The organism is Microbulbifer sp. ALW1 (assembly GCF_009903625.1).
Classification (GTDB): Bacteria; Pseudomonadota; Gammaproteobacteria; order Pseudomonadales; family Cellvibrionaceae; genus Microbulbifer.
The window spans coordinates 4,295,396-4,308,939 of sequence record NZ_CP047569.1; the positions used below are offsets into that span (position 1 = coordinate 4,295,396).

Annotated in this window: 12 protein-coding genes and 1 pseudogene; 6 read left to right on the forward strand and 7 right to left on the reverse strand. The window is 60.6% G+C overall.

Annotated features, from left to right (window positions below):
• Positions 1 to 30 precede the first annotated feature (30 nt).
• Positions 31 to 1,532, reverse strand: a pseudogene (gene murJ, locus GRX76_RS17745) (murein biosynthesis integral membrane protein MurJ).
• 357 nt (positions 1,533 to 1,889) lie between these two features.
• Between murJ and GRX76_RS17750 the strand changes: the two are divergent.
• The 5 genes from GRX76_RS17750 to rpsT all read left to right on the forward strand — a co-directional run bounded on the left by GRX76_RS17750 (position 1,890) and on the right by rpsT (position 6,517).
• On the forward strand, positions 1,890 to 2,030 hold the full coding sequence (locus tag GRX76_RS17750) for a hypothetical protein (protein WP_160154514.1): 141 nt from the start codon (positions 1,890 to 1,892) through the stop codon (positions 2,028 to 2,030).
• A 268-nt stretch (positions 2,031 to 2,298) separates the two neighbouring features.
• Positions 2,299 to 3,018, forward strand: a complete 720-nt coding sequence (locus GRX76_RS17755; protein WP_160154515.1) for an OmpA family protein — start codon at positions 2,299 to 2,301, stop codon at positions 3,016 to 3,018.
• Positions 3,019 to 3,294: 276 nt separating this feature from the next.
• Positions 3,295 to 3,987, forward strand: a complete 693-nt coding sequence (pdsR, locus tag GRX76_RS17760) for a proteobacterial dedicated sortase system response regulator (RefSeq protein ID WP_160154516.1) — start codon at positions 3,295 to 3,297, stop codon at positions 3,985 to 3,987.
• Positions 3,988 to 4,030: 43 nt separating this feature from the next.
• On the forward strand, positions 4,031 to 6,091 hold the full coding sequence (locus GRX76_RS17765; RefSeq protein ID WP_160154517.1) for an ATP-binding protein: 2,061 nt from the start codon (positions 4,031 to 4,033) through the stop codon (positions 6,089 to 6,091).
• A 159-nt stretch (positions 6,092 to 6,250) separates the two neighbouring features.
• Entirely contained in the window at positions 6,251 to 6,517 is a 267-nt protein-coding gene (gene rpsT, locus GRX76_RS17770; protein ID WP_160154518.1) for a 30S ribosomal protein S20, read from the forward strand.
• Between the two features lie 113 nt (positions 6,518 to 6,630).
• Here rpsT and proB read toward each other — a convergent pair whose 3' ends face one another.
• The 4 genes from proB to rplU form a co-directional block, all read right to left on the reverse strand.
• Positions 6,631 to 7,767, reverse strand: coding sequence for a glutamate 5-kinase (proB, locus tag GRX76_RS17775; protein WP_160154519.1), 1,137 nt, complete (start codon positions 7,765 to 7,767; stop codon positions 6,631 to 6,633).
• A 57-nt stretch (positions 7,768 to 7,824) separates the two neighbouring features.
• The gene (gene cgtA, locus GRX76_RS17780; protein ID WP_160154520.1) at positions 7,825 to 9,030 is read right to left on the reverse strand and encodes an Obg family GTPase CgtA; all 1,206 of its coding nucleotides are present in this window, start codon (positions 9,028 to 9,030) and stop codon (positions 7,825 to 7,827) included.
• 121 nt (positions 9,031 to 9,151) lie between these two features.
• Positions 9,152 to 9,409 carry a 50S ribosomal protein L27 gene (rpmA, locus tag GRX76_RS17785; RefSeq protein ID WP_010132157.1) on the reverse strand — a complete coding sequence of 86 codons (258 nt, stop codon included), beginning with the start codon at positions 9,407 to 9,409 and terminating at the stop codon, positions 9,152 to 9,154.
• A 31-nt stretch (positions 9,410 to 9,440) separates the two neighbouring features.
• Complete coding sequence (gene rplU / locus GRX76_RS17790) at positions 9,441 to 9,752, reverse strand: 50S ribosomal protein L21 (RefSeq protein ID WP_160154521.1); 312 nt, start codon at positions 9,750 to 9,752, stop codon at positions 9,441 to 9,443.
• Between the two features lie 296 nt (positions 9,753 to 10,048).
• On the opposite strand from rplU, the gene ispB reads away from it, so the two are divergent.
• Positions 10,049 to 11,011, forward strand: a complete 963-nt coding sequence (gene ispB, locus GRX76_RS17795; protein WP_160154522.1) for an octaprenyl diphosphate synthase — start codon at positions 10,049 to 10,051, stop codon at positions 11,009 to 11,011.
• A 108-nt stretch (positions 11,012 to 11,119) separates the two neighbouring features.
• Here ispB and GRX76_RS17800 read toward each other — a convergent pair whose 3' ends face one another.
• Positions 11,120 to 12,469: a phosphomannomutase gene (locus GRX76_RS17800; protein WP_160154523.1), complete on the reverse strand. Its 1,350-nt coding sequence runs from the start codon at positions 12,467 to 12,469 to the stop codon at positions 11,120 to 11,122.
• Position 12,470: 1 nt separating this feature from the next.
• Positions 12,471 to 13,307, reverse strand: a complete 837-nt coding sequence (galU, locus tag GRX76_RS17805; RefSeq protein WP_160154524.1) for a UTP--glucose-1-phosphate uridylyltransferase GalU — start codon at positions 13,305 to 13,307, stop codon at positions 12,471 to 12,473.
• Between the last annotated feature and the right edge of the window lie 237 nt (positions 13,308 to 13,544).

A 13,544-nucleotide genomic window follows, 5' to 3' on the forward strand; every position in this document is an offset into this window, starting at 1 on the left:
TCAAGCGACGCAGTATAACGGATTTTGGCTTCACGATGTGGCCCGAAAATGCCTTGGCCGCAAGCCACTGGCCAGCAGGATCAAGCCGTAGGTGGCGCCACCGGCTGCCACCAGCGCCCCCATGCGCCAGGCGCGCTGCCACCAGGGCCATTCGTGCCACGCCGGCCAGTAGTGCAATGTCGCCAGCAATACCGCGGCCATCGCCAGATTCGCCAGCAGCAGGCGCATCAGGTAGGCCTTCCAACCGGGCTCCGGGGCGTAAACGCCGCCCTGGCACAGCCCGCGATAGAGCAACCAGGCGTTGATCGCCGCCTGCCCGGCAGTGGCTGCGGCGAGCCCCATATGGCCGAGCTGGAAGTAAATGTGTAGCGGTATGACCAGCGCCAGGCTCAGGATCATCTTGGAACCAATGGCAATCAGGCCGAAGCGTACCGGTGTCGTCGTGTCCTGGCGCGCAAAATAGCCCGGCGCCAGTACCTTGATCAGCATGAAAAACAACAGGCCGAAGGTATAGGCCCGCAGTGACCAGGACGCCATTTCCATGTCCCGCGGTGTCATATTGCCGTACTGGAAGAGCACCGTGAGCAGCGGTTCAGCCAGTACAAACAGCGCTACCGCCGCCGGTAGGGCAATCAGGGTGACACTGCGCAGGGCCCAGTCAATGGTGTGACGAAAGCGCTGCGGATCGCCGCCGGCGTGCAACCTGGACAGGTTGGGCAGGATCACCGTGGCGACGGCCACTCCGAACACCCCGAGAGGCAACTCCACCAAGCGATCGGAGAAGTAGAGCCAGGTTACCGACCCGGTGGGCAGGAAGGAAGCCAGCACCGTGTCCAACACCAGGCTGATCTGGGTGACCGACACGCCAAAAATGGCCGGCGCCATCAGGCGCAGAATCTTGCGCACGCCCGGGTACTGCCAGTCCCAGCGCGGCCTAGGCAAAAGCCCCTGACTAATGAGAAAGGGTATCTGGAACAACAGCTGCACCACCCCTGCCGCCAGTACCCCCCACGCCAGGGCCATGACCTGAGGCTCAAACCAGTTGGCGGCAATGGTGGCCGCCCCGATCAGCACCAGGTTCAGCAACACCGGCGTCAGAGCGGGTATCGCAAAGCGGTCGAAGCTGTTGAAGATGGCCCCGGCAAAGCCGGTGAGGGATATCAGCATCAGATACGGAAAGGTGATGCGCAGCATATCCGTGGCCATGGCGAACTTTTGCGGCTCGCTGCCCCCCACCACCAACCGGGGGTAAAAATACCTGCCACCAGGGGTGCGCAGAGTACGCCGAACAGGGTAACCATCAGTAGCGCGCCACCGAGGGCACCGGCCACCCGGTCGTTCAGCTCTTTCACCGCCGCCATGCCACCCTTCTGGCGGTACTCTGCCAGCACCGGCACGAACGCCTGGGAGAAAGCGCCCTCAGCAAACAGGCGGCGGAAAAAATTGGGGATCTTAAAGGCTACAAAAAAGGCGTCGGCGGCGTCACTGGCACCGGTCAGCCGGGCAAATACCATGTCCCTCGCCAACCCCATGACCCGGGACAACAAAGTGGCACCACCGACCACGGATGTACCGCGCAATAACCCGCGCTGGGGGCTATCTTTCGTAACTTGTGCTGCGGGTGTTGCCGGCGCCGCCGGTGACGGTGCCCCGGCCTGATCCTGCTCCGAAGGTGGTTCTGCCACGTCCCTGGTTCCTGATAACTGACGGAAGAATAAATCGAGGGGTGATGATGGCCGGCAAGTCTACCGCAATCCGCCGCCACCGCCATCTGCACCGAGCCGCGGCCCACCGAAACAGCACGCTACGGTTGGCGCAAGGTGGAACTATACTGAGGTTAAGCAGTTGACGAGCGCTGCAGGGAGTGGCGGCCATAGAGGAGGAACGGAATGACCATCAACGCATTGATTATTGCACTGATTCTGGCGGTGCTGCTGTACGCCGTGGTTGCCCTGGGCCCACGTCCACAGCGGGTCAGGGTGCGAATCGACCAACCCCGGGACCGCCGCTATCGCCGCCAGCGGAACTAAGCGACAGAAACTAGCGGAACTAAGCGACATAAAAAGGGGCTAAGAGAATCGGATTCACAACCAGCCCGGCGGTAAAAATTGCCGTAGGCTGAACTAAATCACAGGGCACACCGCCACAATTCGCCATAATTGCTGCGGAATTTGCCCCACTGGCGCCACGCCAGTGCCTCCTTGCGGGGGTTAAATGACTATCAACCGAGGCGGGAACGCAACCCGGCCGGAACCAAAGAGCAGTCATTTCAAACCTCAAATCGCAAGGAACACGATCATGAAAAAGATGGTATTGGCAGTAACCCTGAGCAGCCTGGCCCTGAACACCCTGACCCTGAGCAACGTTGCCACGGCCGCCACTGACACCGACAAAGAATTCCAGGGCTCAGCCCTGACCCCGGCCAAACAGGCCACTGTATTCACCGGCGCCGCAGTTGCGGGTGCCGCCGTAGGTGGCCCGATTGGCTTTATCGCCGGGGCCCTCGGTGGAGCCTGGCTGGGCGAACAGATCAAGCAAGCAGAAGAGGCTGACATGCTCGCAACTCAATTGACGGAAAGCCGCGCAGAAATGGGCAACCTAGCACAACAACTGGACGCGGCGCGACTGTCCGCCAACGATGCTCAGGAGCTGGCGCTGGATAGCCTTGAGTTCCAGATGCTGTTCACCACCGGTGACGACCAGCTTCAGGAAGCGCAGGAACGTCATGTCGCCGCCATGGCAGACTTCCTCAACCGCCACCCGCAATTGCAGGTTTACCTGGAGGGCCACTCGGACCCCCGCGGCAGTGACGGCTACAACAATGTACTCTCCGACCAGCGCGCCCTGAGTGTACAGCGCGCCCTGGAAGCTTACGGTGTGGCCCCCGAACGTATCGAGCGCCGCGCCCTGGGTGCCAGCCAATCCAAAGCCCCCAAGGGCGACGCGGACGCCTATGCCCTGGAGCGCCGCGTGGACATCCACTTCGGCACCCCGGAATCCGTGGCTGGCTCCTTCTAAAGCCCCCTCAAGCCACCGTCCATACACAAGACCGGTTGCCGCTCTGCAAAAGCGGTAACCGGTCTCGAATGAAACCCGACAAGCTCTCTTGTCCGGCCCTGTTCTCCAGGACAGCTCTCCAGCCCTGCATCACTTAGCCTTGCGCGCCGCACCCAACCTGCCGCGCGCTTTTTAAAATTCCCCAGGCATCGGCTACTAGACACTCTTTGCCAGTCAGCTCCGCTTCGGGCATGATTTTCCGCCAGATATAATGCCAAGAACGGTGCCGGAAACCCCATGACCAGCCCTACCATCGCCATTGTCGAAGACGAAATTGCCATCGCCGAAAACTACCGCGACGCCCTGCGCCGCACCGGCTACCAGGTAAACCTGTACCACACGCGCCCCCAGGCCCTGGAGGCCTTCCGCCAGCGTCTGCCGGACCTGGCGGTCATCGATGTGGGACTGGGTGCAGAAATCGAGGGCGGCTTCGACCTGTGTCGGGAACTGCGTGCCATGGCGCCCACCCTGCCGATCCTGTTCCTCACAGCGCGGGACTCCGAACTCGACATCATCTCCGGCCTGCGCCTGGGTGCCGACGACTACCTGACCAAAGACATTTCCCTGCCCCATATGCAGGCCCGCATCAGCGCCCTGCTGCGACGGGTAAGCGTGATGCAATCCCAGGGGGATGAAAGCGAAACCCTCACCCAGGGCGACCTGACCCTCGACGTATCGCGACTGCACTGCCACTGGCTGGGGGAAGCCGTCGACCTGACGGTGACGGAATTCTGGATTGTGCACGCACTGGCCAAGCGCCCCGGGCACGTCAAATCCCGCAGCCAGCTGATGGAAGCCGCACGGGTGGTACTGGATGACAACACCATTACCTCCCATGTGAAGCGCATAAGGCGCAAGTTCCAGACCATCGACGGTAATTTTGACGCCATCAGCACGGCCTATGGCATGGGCTATCGCTGGCAGGTCTAAACACAACTGCAACCACTGAAACTCACCCACTGAAGCCTTCCCTGTGAAACTGCGCCGCCAACTCATACTGCTCAGCCTCTGCACCCTGGCCCTACCCTGGGCGGGTTGCCAGTATTTGCGCCAGGTGGACAAAGCCCTGAGCCAGGGCCAGATGCAGACCCTGGAAGCCACCGGTAACGCCATTGCCGCACGCCTCGCCAGCGCCCCCGAACTGATCGCTCCGGACCCCAGGCGAAACGGCCGCCCGCCGGGCGCCCAGCTGTACCTGAACCCCCTACCCCAGGCGCCGGTACTGGACGGCTACGGAGAAGAGTGGCGGGGACTGGCGCTACCGCCTCGACAACTCCTTGATCAGGACGGCAAGCCCCTGGCCCAGGTCACCCTGGGGAGAAACGACAACCAGATATACATGCTGCTGACCGCCAAAGATCGCAGTCCCAGCTACCACGACCCCCGCAGCAGTGGCATTTCCAGTGGCGACACCGTACAGCTGTACACCGCCCGCCAGCAGTACACCCTGCCCGTCGCCAGCCAGGGCCCGGTGCGCGCCCTCTGGTACAACCCCCGCCGTGGCGAGTACGAGCGCGAACTGCGCATTCGCGGGCGCTGGACCGCCTCCCCGCGAGGCTACCAGTTGGAGCTCTCCATGCCCTTCGGCCTCACCGATGGCGAACTGGCGATCGCGGTGGAAGATCGCACCCGCAGCGACGGCGGAGACGCCCCGCGCCACACCAGCACCTTGCCCGCAGACGGGCGCCCCGGGGCGCTGGTGGAGCCCCTGCGCGACCTGCAGCAGGAACTGAATCATTTTGCGCGCCCGGAGCTGCAGCTGACAGTCGTCGACAAAGAGGGGTTTGTGCTGGCCAGCACCGGCACTGACTTTGCCGATGAGCGGCAAACGTCAGATTCTTCCGGAGAGCGCCACTGGCTACTGGACTGGCTCTACCGCCAGATCCTCACCACCGACCAGTTACCGCCGCTTCCGCGCCAGTACCCGGAGTCCCTGACGCAAAACCGGGATACCGCCGGCCAGTGGTTCCGGGCAGCAGACGAAGCCAACGCTGGCGATGAACGCATCGGTGCCGTCAGCGTGCCGGTAGTCACCCGCGCCGACGACATTATCGAGCGGCCGTTGCTGGGGCGGGTGATTGCGGCGCAGTCTGCCAGCGCCCTGCAATCCCTCACCGAATCCGCCGCCCGGCGCTTGTGGCTAACTACAGCCGGTGCCGCCGGGCTGGTGCTGTTACTGCTGCTCGGTTACGCCAGCTGGCTGTCCTGGCGCATCCGGCGCCTGCACCGGGCCGCCCGAAACGCGGTGGATACCAGCGGCCGCCTGCGGGGGGACTTTCCGCAACCTTTTGTAAACGACGAGCTGGGCGCCCTGAACCGGGCCTTCGCCAGCCTGCTGGCGGAGCTGGACCACTACCACCAGTATCTGCGCAGCCTGGCGGGCAAACTGTCCCACGAACTGCGCACTCCGCTGGCGGTGGTGCGCTCATCCCTAGACAACCTGAGCGCCGGCGAACTGGACAGCGACAGCCGACGCTACGCCGAGCGCGCGGCCGACGGCGGCGCGCGCCTTTCTTCCATCCTCAACGCCCTGTCGGCGGCAACGCACCTGGAGGCCAGCATCAGCCAGGCAGAACGGGAGGACTTCGACCTCGCCGACCTGCTGCAGCTCCTGACCCAGAGCTACGCCGACGCCCACCCCCACCACAGGTTTGAGCTGCAGCAGACACCAGCGCCGCCGGCGCAACTTCACTACCACGGTGCCCCGGAGCTGCTGGCACAGTTGCTGGACAAGCTGATCGACAACGCAGTGAGCTTTGCCCCCGACGGCAGCCAGATCACCGTCAGCGCCAGCGAGAGCAAGCGGGAATACCGGGTTTCCGTCAGCAATGACGGCCCCCTGCTGCCCGAAGGGTTCGGCCAGAAACTGTTCGACTCCCTGGTCTCTGTCCGCGATGACGGCGGCAAGGCCGGCCACCTGGGATTGGGACTGCATATCGCGCGATTGATAGCGGATTTTCACGGTGGCCAGCTGAGCGCTGCCAACCGGGAAGACCGCCAGGGAGTGACGTTTACCCTGACGCTTCCCCGCTAGCGCCCCGGCGCTACATTGCTAGCAACGTCCGTGTCCGCAGCGGTCACAAACTGCTGGCGCCAGCGGTTGACAAACAACCAACGCTGGGGATAATGTCGCGTCCCAAACGGGCCCCCGGCCCGAAGTTCGAGTTTTATTGATTCCAGACAGGAGCAACCGGTGGCCAATTCACCTCAAGCGAAGAAACGCGCGCGCCAAAACGAAAAGCGCCGCAACCACAACGCCAGCCTGCGCTCCATGGTGCGCACCTACATCAAAAAGGTAGTTGCGGCCATCGATGCAGGTGATGCAGAAAAAGCCAAGACCGCCTACACCGCGGCAGTGCCGGTTATCGACCGCATGGCTGACAAAGGCATCATTCACAAAAACAAGGCTGCTCGCCATAAGAGCCGCCTGAACGCCCAGATCAAAAAGCTGGCTGCCTAAGCCGCTGCTTTTTCTGAGCATGAAAAAGCCCCGCCATGGCGGGGCTTTTTTGTGCCTGCTGATTCGTGCCTGCCAGCTGGCGCCCGGTGATGCCTGACGCCCTGCGGGCAACCTCAGGACAGCAGTATCAGATTATCCCGGTGAATCAGCTCATCGTCATCCCGGTAACCCAGCAAATCGACAATTCGATCTGAAGGTTGACCGCAGATTTTCAGCGCCTCGGAACTGTCGTAATTCACCAACCCCCGGGCAATTTCCTCGCCCGCCGCATTGATACAACTCACCAGCTCACCGCGGTGAAAGCGCCCATCCATTTTCACCACCCCGACCGGCAACAGGCTTTTCCCCTGATTGCGCAGCGCCCGCTCGGCACCGGCGTCCAGGTGCAGCTGGCCGCGCACCTGCAGCTGGCCCGCAAGCCAGCGCTTGCGCGCTGTCAGCGGATCCGCCTCCGGCAGCAGCAGGGTCCCCAGCCCCTCACCGGCCACAACCCGCTCGATAACCAGGTCCGCGCTGCCGCCGACAATGACCGTGCGCGCCCCGGAGCGCGCCGCCAGCTGGGCCGCGCGCACTTTGGTCGCCATACCGCCGCGGCCGAGACCACTGCGGGAACCGCCCGCCATCGCCACCAGCCGGGGATCCGTCGCCGTTGCCTCGCGCACCAGCTCCGCCGCAGGATTGTCGCGGGGATCTTCGGTGAACAAGCCATCGGCATCGGTGAGAATCAACAGAACATCCGCCTCCACCAGATTGGCCACCAGGGCACCCAGGGTGTCGTTGTCGCCAAAGCGGATTTCGTCGGTGACCACCGTGTCATTTTCATTGATGATGGGCACCGCCCCCAGAGACAGCAGGGTCTTGAGGGTACTGCGGGCATTCAGGTAGCGGGTGCGGTTGGAGAGGTCGTCGTGATCCAGCAGGATCTGAGCGGTGCGGCAGTCGTACTGCCCAAAGGCATGCTCGTACACCTGCACGAGATGACTCTGGCCGATAGCGGCGGCCGCCTGCAGCTGGTGGATCGACTCCGGCCGCTTGCGCCAGCCGAGACGATCCATACCCGCAGCGACGGCGCCAGAGGATACCAGCAGCACCTCGATGCCCTGCCGACGCAGGGCACTGATCTGACCCGCCCAGTTCTGGATGGCCGCGCGGTTGACCCCGCGGCCATTATCGGTCAGCAGTGCGCTGCCAATTTTGATAACCCAGCGCTTGCTGGAAGAGAGTTGCTGGCGCGACGAGATGGAATCCATTTCTTCCTCTTGTAAAAACGCGCCTCGGCAAAACAATCAACTAAAGAGGCGCCTGATTCAGGGGCGATATTCTACATCCACGTCGTAGTCATCGTCGTCCCAATCTTCATCATCCTCGTCAGATTCTTTCGCCGCTTTGCGCTTGGCACGCTGCACCTGGCGCTGCGCTTCGATGCGCTCCCGCGCCTCGCGCTGCATCTGCCGCTGAGCTTCTTGCTCGGCCTCGAACAGCTCACCATCCAGCTCTTCCTGATGCTTGACCTCTTCCAGGTAATCCATCAGCTGCCCACTAAGCACATCGGTACCCTCACCGCGAATTGCTGCCACCCGGAACACCGGCCCCTGCCAACCAAGGGCATTCACAATGGACTGACAGCGCTCTTCCAGCTCATCTGCCGGTACCAGGTCAGTCTTGTTCAGCACCAGCCAGCGCTCACGCCCGGCCAGGGTGGGACTGAACGCTTCCAGCTCACGCTCGATCGCCAGCGCATTCTGCACCGGATCAGAACCGTCAAACGGCGCCAGATCCACCAGGTGCAGCAGTACCCGACAGCGGGTAAGGTGCTTGAGGAAGCGGATACCCAGGCCGGCACCTTCCGCCGCCCCTTCGATCAGACCAGGGATGTCCGCAATGACAAAGCTGCGATACTTCTGTACCTGCACCACACCCAGGTTCGGTACCAGGGTGGTAAAGGGGTAATTCGCCACTTTCGGTTTGGCCGCAGACACGGCGCGAATAAACGTGGATTTGCCCGCATTGGGCAGCCCCAGCATGCCCACGTCGGCCAGCACTTTCAGTTCCAGCTTGAGGTTGCGGCTTTCACCCTCACTGCCGGGCGTGGTCTGGCGCGGCGCGCGATTGGTACTGGACTTGAAGCGGGTATTGCCCAGCCCGTGCCAGCCGCCCTGAGCTACCAGCAAACGCTCACCTGCCACCAGCAGATCCCCCAGGGTCTCCCCGGTATCCACATCAATGGCGGTGGTACCCACAGGCACCTTCAGCTCGAGCTCTTCACCTTTGGCACCGGTACAGTTGCGCCCGCGGCCGGGTTCACCACTTTGCGCGCGGTAATTCGGCTGGTAGCGGTAATCCACCAGGGTATTCAGTGACTCATCAGCCACCAGATACACGGAGCCGCCATCGCCGCCGTCACCGCCATCGGGACCACCCTTGGCGACAAATTTCTCGCGACGAAAGCTCAAACATCCCTTACCGCCGTTGCCGGCCTGCACCGAAATCGGCGCCTCATCTACAAATTTCATGGCTCTACTTACCGGGTTGACCGGTCTTCAGTGTAATTTGCCCAGGATCAATACAAAAAAAGGGGGCAAGATACAAAAAAGCCCCGCAATTGCGGGGCTTTTTATCGGACGCTATGACCGCTTAGGCTGTTTCGATGGAAACAAACTTGCGGTTATTGGCACCCTTGACCTCAAACTTCACTACGCCATCGGCAGTAGCGAACAGAGTGTGGTCTTTGCCCATACCAACGTTTACACCAGCGTGGAACTTGGTGCCACGCTGACGAACGATGATGCTGCCTGCAGAGACAGCTTGACCGCCAAAGCGCTTAACGCCCAGGCGTTTACTTTCAGAATCGCGCCCGTTGCGCGTACTACCGCCAGCTTTCTTATGTGCCATGAGTAGTTACTCCTCTTCTGTTACCTGGTGATTAGCCTTTGATGCCAGTGATTTTAACTTCGGTGTACCACTGACGGTGGCCCTGACGCTTCATGGAGTGCTTACGACGACGGAACTTGATGATTTTCACCTTCTCGCCGCGGCCGTGGCTCAGCACTTCTGCAGTCACTTTGGCACCTTCAACAACCGGCGCACCGATGTTGATAGCGTCGCCGTTCACAACCATCAGGACCTTATCGAAATCGATAGATTCACCGGTTGCTACTTCGATTTTTTCCAGGCGCAGAACTTCGCCTTCTTCTACACGGTGCTGTTTGCCACCGCTTTCAATAACTGCGTACATATTTCTATGCTCCAACAAAATGGACGACACGAAGCAGCGGCAGGCCAAACTAATGACCGGTTAGCCAGCATTTTGGGAGCTTGCGCCGTGTTGATTAACACTGTTTTCCCGACTCCGGCGGCTCCCATGAGGGATAGGCCCGGTTCGAGCGGGGCGCAGATTCTAATCAATTCGCACGATTGATACAATAGTGCGTTTTTCGGGCAGGCTGTCCCACTTCACGCCTTTCCGCCCGGGGCCAAAACCGCTAGGCTTGCCGCCCTGAGAGAAAACAAGCGCAGTATAAGGAACCCTGAATGTTGCCTTTCCACCAGGTAGCCGCCGACGATTTTGCGGCCGTCAATCAACGTATCATCGATCAACTGCATTCCGACGTTCCGCTGGTGGAGAACATCGGACACTACCTGGTCGAGGCTGGAGGCAAGCGCCTGCGCCCGCTGCTGGTGCTGCTCTGCGCCCGCGCCGCCGGCTACCGGGGCGAGAACCACATAGACCTGGCCACCATCATCGAGTTCATCCACACCGCCACCCTGCTGCACGACGACGTGGTAGACACCTCGGATATGCGCCGCGGCCGCATCACCGCCAACGCCCAGTGGGGCAACGCGCCGGCGGTACTGGTGGGCGACTTCCTCTATTCCCGAGCCTTCCAGATGATGGTTGCCCTGAAGGATATGGACATCATGTCCATCCTCTCCGACACCACCAACACCATCGCCGAGGGCGAGGTACAGCAACTGGTGAACGCAGGCGATCCAGCAGTCACGGAAGCCAACTACCTTGCGGTTATCCACAAGAAGACCGGCGCCCTGTTTGAAGCCGCCTGCGAGACGGCCGCCGTGCTGGCCGACTGCACGGAAGAACAGCGCCAGTCCCTCAAGCTCTACGGCCGCCACCTGGGCTCCGCCTTTCAACTGGTAGACGATGCCCTCGACTACCGCGGCAATTCCGAGGAACTGGGCAAGAATGTGGGCGACGACCTGGCCGAAGGCAAGCCTACCCTGCCACTGATTTATGCGATGGCCAACGGCACTGCCGAACAGGCCACACTGGTACGTGAAGCGATTGAACAGAAAAGCGCGGAGAAACTCACCGAAATTGTTGCAGCAATTGAGGAGTGCGGTGCGCTGGACTACACCTTCGATCGCGCCAGAAAAGAAGTGGAACTCGCCCTGGAAAAACTGGAATTTTTACCGGATGGTGAGCACAAGACTGCATTGCAGCAGTTAGCGGAATTTTCGATTCAGCGGACCACCTAAAAACGGACCACCTAAAACGGACCACGTAAAAAAGCCCCGCAATTGCGGGGCTTTTTGATTTTGGGACGCTGACGCCGGCCAGGTGAGGCGAGTCCGCCCCAAACCATCTTAACCGCGAATCAGGCCGAGTAACTCATCGGTCTTGGCCTTCATCAACGCCTCATCCCCACGGGATTCGACATTCAGGCGCACAACCGGCTCGGTGTTGGACATGCGCAGGTTAAACCGCCAGTCGTCGAAGGCAATGCTCAGGCCGTCTACGTGCTCGACGCTGTTGGCACCAGCTGCATATTTTTCTTCTGCCGCGGCCAGCAGTGCTTTCGGGTCTTCTACTTTGGAGTTGATCTCGCCACTGCACGGGAAAGCGGCCATACGCTCACCCACCAGCTGTGACAGAGACTTGCCACTGCGACTTACCAGCTCCGCCACTAGCAACCAGGGAATCATGCCACTGTCACAGTAGGCGAAATCGCGGAAATAGTGGTGCGCGCTCATCTCGCCACCGTAGATAGCGTCTTCCTTGCGCATGCGCTCCTTAATGAAGGCATGGCCGGTTTTGCTCTGTACCGGCGCGCCGCCCGCGGCCTTGACGATATCTTCGGTGTTCCAGGTCAGGCGTGGATCGTGCACCACATTGGCACCCGGGTGCTTCGCCAGGAAGGCTTCCGCCAGCAGGCCAACCACGTAATAACCCTCGATGAACTCGCCGCTTTCGTCAAAAAAGAAACAGCGGTCGAAGTCGCCATCCCAGGCGATACCGAAGTCCGCACCGCTCTCGCGCACGGCAACGGCAGTAGACTCGCGGTTTTCCGGCAGGATCGGGTTGGGGATACCGTTGGGGAAGTTGCCATCTGGCTCGTGGTGTACGCGCACAAATTCGAACGGCAGGCTCGGCGCCAGCGCATCCACTACAGAACCGGCGCCACCGTTACCGGCGTTGACGACCAGCTTGAGCGGTTTCAGTGCGGAGACATCGACATAGCCCAGCAGGTGTTTCACAAAATCATCGCGGTGGGCAAAGGTGTGCAGTTCGCCACGCTTTTCCACGGCCGGGAAGTTGTTTTCTTCTGCCAGGCGCTTGATGTCGAGCAGGCCGGTATCGCCACTGATGGGACGGGAACCGGTGCGCACAAACTTCATGCCGTTGTAATCCATGGGGTTGTGACTCGCGGTCACACAAATGCCGCCATCGAAGTCGCCGTGGAATGTGGAGAAGTAAATCTCCTCGGTGCCGCACTCGCCAATATGGAAAACATCGGCACCGGCGTCGCGCAGGCCATTGGCCAGGGCATCGGTCAATTCACTGCTGGTGAGGCGGATATCATGACCCACCACAACGCGGCGGGCATCCAGAAACTGGGCAAACGCGCGGCCGACACGATAGGCCACATCAACATTCAGTTCGTCGGGCACACGGCCGCGAAGATCGTAGGCTTTAAAACAGGTTAATTCAGACATATCAGCCTTTTTCTCCGGGCAAATAAACATTTTGGTAAACATGGTTGGTGGCTTCGATAAAGCCGTCGACGGAACCGCAGTCAAAACGGCGGCCCTTGAATTTATACGCAAGAACACAACCGCGTTGAGCCTGCGTCAGCAGCGCATCGGTAATCTGCACCTCGCCATTTTTTCCTGGCGGGGTTTCGCGGATCAGGTCGAATATATCCGGCGTGAGAATATAGCGACCAATGATCGCCATATTGCTCGGCGCCTCTTCCGCCTTGGGCTTTTCCACCATGTCCGTGACTTGGTAAAGGCCCGGCTTGATTTCATTGCCGGCAATTACACCAAATTTGTGGATCTGGTCCTCGGGCACTTCTTCTACCGCCACAATACTGCAACGGAACTGCTTGTAGAGTTGTACCATCTGTCCGAGAACGCCCAGCTCTTCGTTCAGGCACAGGTCGTCCGCGAGCACTACCGCAAACGCCTCATCGCCGATAAGGCGCTGCCCCTGCAGGATGGCATCGCCAAGCCCGCGCATCTCGCCCTGGCGGGTGTAGGAGAAACTGGCGGTATCGATCACCTCACGCACAGAGTCGAGGTAGCGTTCCTTGCCGGTACCGGCGATCTGGTGCTCCAGCTCAAAGTTGGTATCAAAATGGTCTTCAATAGCGCGTTTGCCGCGCCCGGTGACGAAGCCGATCTCGGTAAGGCCGGCCTCGATGGCCTCCTCTACCCCATATTGCACCAACGGCTTGTTCACCAGAGGCAACATTTCTTTGGGCATTGCCTTGGTTGCCGGCAGGAAGCGGGTTCCGTACCCGGCCACCGGAAAAAGACATTTTTTGAGCATTGCTCCCCCTCATTAAAATACTGAATCGGCGCTCTCCGGCGCCGAATTTCAGCAACTTATCACAAAAATGAGGCAAGAATCAGTCCAGCCTAAAGACCGGCGGCCAGAGCCGCCCAAAGCCCGACGTTTCGCGCTATACACAGAGGGTCAAGGGTTAATTGAGACAATTCCAGTCACAAAAAGGCTTATGACCGACTGGACAAGCTATCCTTAGCCCTTAGAATGCCGGCTCGTGTA

Excerpts from the sequence above, each read along its gene's own strand:
- ispB (WP_160154522.1), top strand. The coding sequence starts at position 10,049 with ATGTTGCCTTTCCACCAGGTAGCCGCCGACGATTTTGCGGCCGTCAAT.
- pdsR (WP_160154516.1), top strand. The coding sequence starts at position 3,295 with ATGACCAGCCCTACCATCGCCATTGTCGAAGACGAAATTGCCATCGCC.
- galU (WP_160154524.1), bottom strand. The coding sequence starts at position 13,307 with ATGCTCAAAAAATGTCTTTTTCCGGTGGCCGGGTACGGAACCCGCTTC.
- proB (WP_160154519.1), bottom strand. The coding sequence starts at position 7,767 with ATGGATTCCATCTCGTCGCGCCAGCAACTCTCTTCCAGCAAGCGCTGG.
- rpmA (WP_010132157.1), bottom strand. The coding sequence starts at position 9,409 with ATGGCACATAAGAAAGCTGGCGGTAGTACGCGCAACGGGCGCGATTCT.
- GRX76_RS17750 (WP_160154514.1), top strand. The coding sequence starts at position 1,890 with ATGACCATCAACGCATTGATTATTGCACTGATTCTGGCGGTGCTGCTG.
- rplU (WP_160154521.1), bottom strand. The coding sequence starts at position 9,752 with ATGTACGCAGTTATTGAAAGCGGTGGCAAACAGCACCGTGTAGAAGAA.
- GRX76_RS17755 (WP_160154515.1), top strand. The coding sequence starts at position 2,299 with ATGAAAAAGATGGTATTGGCAGTAACCCTGAGCAGCCTGGCCCTGAAC.
- cgtA (WP_160154520.1), bottom strand. The coding sequence starts at position 9,030 with ATGAAATTTGTAGATGAGGCGCCGATTTCGGTGCAGGCCGGCAACGGC.
- GRX76_RS17800 (WP_160154523.1), bottom strand. The coding sequence starts at position 12,469 with ATGTCTGAATTAACCTGTTTTAAAGCCTACGATCTTCGCGGCCGTGTG.